Origin of the sequence: Xenorhabdus innexi, assembly GCF_002632485.1 — a bacterium.
Lineage (GTDB): Bacteria > Pseudomonadota > Gammaproteobacteria > Enterobacterales > Enterobacteriaceae > Xenorhabdus > Xenorhabdus innexi.
Genome location: NZ_NIBU01000129.1, coordinates 1 through 3455, shown reverse-complemented (window position 1 = coordinate 3455; position 3455 = coordinate 1). Strand labels below are relative to the sequence as shown.

The 3455-nt window shown below is 58.8% G+C and carries 5 protein-coding genes; all 5 read right to left on the bottom strand.

Translation table 11 applies throughout. From position 1 onward, the window contains the following. A partial coding sequence (locus Xinn_RS20280) for a TraC family protein (protein ID WP_153043423.1) occupies nucleotides 1-669 on the bottom strand: 669 nt, incomplete at its 3' end. Next, nucleotides 669-1070 (bottom strand): TIGR03751 family conjugal transfer lipoprotein, encoded by a 402-nt coding sequence (locus Xinn_RS20275; RefSeq protein ID WP_086955705.1) that lies wholly within the window; start codon nucleotides 1068-1070, stop codon nucleotides 669-671. The genes Xinn_RS20280 and Xinn_RS20275, both read right to left, overlap by 1 nt. Next, the gene (locus Xinn_RS20270) at nucleotides 1058-1414 is read right to left on the bottom strand and encodes a hypothetical protein (RefSeq protein ID WP_086955703.1); all 357 of its coding nucleotides are present in this window, start codon (nucleotides 1412-1414) and stop codon (nucleotides 1058-1060) included. Before Xinn_RS20270 ends, Xinn_RS20275 begins: the two co-directional genes overlap by 13 nt. Then, nucleotides 1414-2829, bottom strand: coding sequence for a TIGR03752 family integrating conjugative element protein (locus Xinn_RS20265; RefSeq protein ID WP_086955702.1), 1416 nt, complete (start codon nucleotides 2827-2829; stop codon nucleotides 1414-1416). Before Xinn_RS20265 ends, Xinn_RS20270 begins: the two co-directional genes overlap by 1 nt. Continuing rightward, the coding region (locus Xinn_RS20260) for a TIGR03749 family integrating conjugative element protein (protein WP_099137786.1) at nucleotides 2819-3455 on the bottom strand (637 nt) is incomplete at its 5' end. The genes Xinn_RS20260 and Xinn_RS20265, both read right to left, overlap by 11 nt.

Sequence of the window (3455 nt, the reverse complement as noted above, 5' to 3'; positions counted from 1 at the left end):
CCGTAACAGCCAGCGGTGGATTTGTTCTCCCTGTTGGCGGCGGGCTGTCACACCGGCGGCGGCCAGTGATGAGACCAGTCGTTCACAGACCTGATTGAGGGCCGCCACCGGCGATAACACGACGTTGTGGCGCGATGATTTGTGGGCCGGCAGCCAGCGGTAAACCACCATGCGGGTCTGGCGCTGCTGCCCCCGCCACGGCTGTCCGGTAATTAAACTGTCCTGAAATATTCCGTCAGGCCGGGCAATACCGATCAGGTGGCGGGCCGATTCGGCCAGAAAGGCCTCGGTAAAGGCAGTGCCCTGTGCCCACGGTTTTACATAGTGCCGCAGGGTATGGAGATACGGGTCAGGCTCATCGTCATCCTGACAAAAGAACTGCACCATCCACGGTGAAATATCATCCTCTTCCAGACTGTCCTGCACCGCATCTTCCAACTGGTCGCGGATTTCAAGCAAACGCTCAGCTGGGCGGCCTTCGGTGGCGATGGGTTCAATGCGGTAGACCGCCCCGACGGAAATCCCGTCATCCAGCAACAGACACTGTTCTTTTTCCAGATATTCCACCCAGGGCAGGTAATCAATAATAGAAGGATTGGCCTGATAAACGGCGGCTTCATCGGCCTCACGCAGCTGGCCGGGGCGGTTCAGTGGCTTGAGTTTTTTCATTAGTGTGCCTCCGTGCGTTCACCCGGCAGGGCATACTGCACCTGACTGTAAAACGGGAATACCGTGCTGTAACCCGGTATCGGCGTATTACCCGCAACCAGATGCGGATAGACATACATCACCATATCGGGGTTGGGTAAACGGGGAAACTGCCGGCTGATTTCCTGTGCCGCTGAACGGCTGTAGTGATAGGGTGCGTCCGGTGCCCGGTGCCGCCCGGCGGGGGTTAATGCCCGGCGCAGCACTTGCCTTGCTGATGCGGCACGGTGCCCGGCCTGGTTTCCCTGCCACATCGCCAGCACCGTCTGTTCACCGGCAGGCAGTAAAGCGTCTTTCGATGTCGAACAGCCGGCCAGCAATCCGGCCAGACACACCACCCAGACCCGGTTCAGTTTTCGCATGCGTCAGTCTCCGTCATACCCAGAAAATCAAAGGTGGCAAATTCCGGGTGCACGGCCAGCTCTGACAGCGCAAACGGCAGCACTTCCCACTTTTCAGGCTGAGCCTCTGCGTGACCGGCAACCTGCGTCTGCCACTGGCTTTCACTCAGACGAAACACGGTCACCTCACCGTCTGCCAGTTCCCGGCTTTCCGGACCGGTGGAGAGATATAACCGCCGCGCTTTTTTACGCACAGGCCGCCAGTCAAGCTGAACGGGGACGGGGGCAGAACAGGGTGTGATACTGACCCGCAGGCAATAAGGCTGACCGGCACTGAACAGCCATTGAGAAGAAAATATATCCATTAATCTAACGCTTCCTGATGTTGTTGGGCAGGTTCACTGAACCCGTAACGCACCTTACGACCTGTTGTTTCGTAATCAATCGCCAGACTTTGGCTGATATGCACCACAACACGGGCACCGGGCGGCACATACACCGCATCAAAGGTCTGGCTGTAACGTTGTTTCAGCCAGTCACTCATGTCCTTCATACCCCCGGACAGGGCTTTACCCAGAGCCGCTTGTCCGGCACTGCCCGTTAACGCGGTGGTCAGACCACCGGTGCCGTTGGTCTGGGCGGTCTGCTGGCTGTCGTTCAGTGCATCACCGGCCGAGTTCATGGCGGAGAGGGCAAACAGCGTCGGCAGATAGGTGCCGGCATTCGATTTGCGCTCGCCACTGATGCAGGGAATGCCGTTTTCATCGGACAGCCAGCCGATATTGCCGGTCTTCTGCCCGCTGCCCGGCAGGGTGCGCACCGTGCCGTCCTGAAACACAAAAGTGATGGCATTGACCTGACCGCGCACGCAGGAAAGCGTCCAGTCCCCGCTGGCTGAGCCGGACACCACCGCTCCTTCCACCTCCGGCAGTTCAATGCCGTTGGCGGTCAGGTTATCTTTGCCGATAAGAATTTTGAACGGGTAAGGGTCCGTCACCGTGCCATTAACCGGCACCCGGCCTAATAACGCGGTCATCGCCTGACTGCCGGTTAACGTGGCATTTTCCGGCAGGGTATAGACCGGTTTATGCTTTTCGTCCTTTGGGGCATTCTGAAGCGAAACCGGTTGGGATTGATTTTGTCCGGCCACCGGTAGTTCACTTAAAAATGAGGTCGGGTATTGTGCCGGAGCGTTGCCCTGGCCGAGGCCCGGCCCGGTTGCCGGTTTTTCATCGGCCGGCGTTATCCAGATAAGGTCATCCTGCCCTGTGCCTGTATTTACTGAATAGGGATAATTGCCCGTCCCCGTCGGGACCGGACTGTCGGGTGTCGTCAGCGGGGCTGCATTCAGCCGTTCGGTCAGTAAATCCACCTGCGCCAGTAATCCCTGCTGTTCATACTGTAAGTCGCGCCGGCGCTGTTCATCTTCCTGCCGGATAGCCGCAACCGCCGCGTCTATCTGACCGGCCACATCGTGATGCTGATTTTTGAGCTGGTCATTTTCTTTCAGGATATCGGCATTCTGCCGGGTTAACCGTTGCTGCTCAGCCCGCACTTTATTGAGGGTGCCGACCAGTGTTCGCAGGGTATCTTCCGGTGTATCACCGCCAACGCCCAGTGCCTGCAACTCCTCCGGTGTCAGGGTGGCCAGCGCATTGTCGGGCGCTGTCGCGGGCGCGACCGTATCGGTTGAACTCCAACTTCTGAGACCGATAAATCCGCCGGCGAGCAGTACCGCCGGCACCAGTATTTTCACCAGACTGTTGGATTTAATCTGCATGATGGCCTCCCGCTTTCACCACGTCCGGCTCAGGCAGAAACGCGTTCTCCGGCTGTCCTTTGACCACCAGATACAACACCGTGGTATCTTCCGGTGTGCCGGCGCGCCCCAGCCAGCGATGCTGGAATGTCGCGGCGACAAACTGCCCCTGCAAGGCACGCGGGTCAAGCGTGAGCAGGCGTTTGGCCGTATTGCGCAGTTTCAGCGCCACCACGGTATGATTTTGCACACGCCAGCCGGCCAGCGGCGCAACGTCAATCGGTTCGGCAGGATAGAGTGTGGTGATAGTGTCAGCTAAATGCAGGCTGACCGGATGAATGCCGGTGACCGGCTCAACCGTGCGCAGCGGGGCATACAGCTGCTGCGCGGCATGGCGGGTCAACACCACCGGCACGGGGGCCGATAATGAGTCTTTGCGCTGACGTAGGGATTTTTCGGCGGACACGGCTTGCTTTTCATCCCGGTAACGCAGGCGAACCGGTTCATCCGGGGCCGTTTTCGCCGTGCTGATATCCAGCAGGATAATCTCCCCGTTTTCACTGTCCTGCAATTGCAGCCGGGTCGGCGGAAAAGCCTGACGGGCTTTCAGGTAAATTGCCCCGCCGGCGCTCTGCACCCGCAGTTTC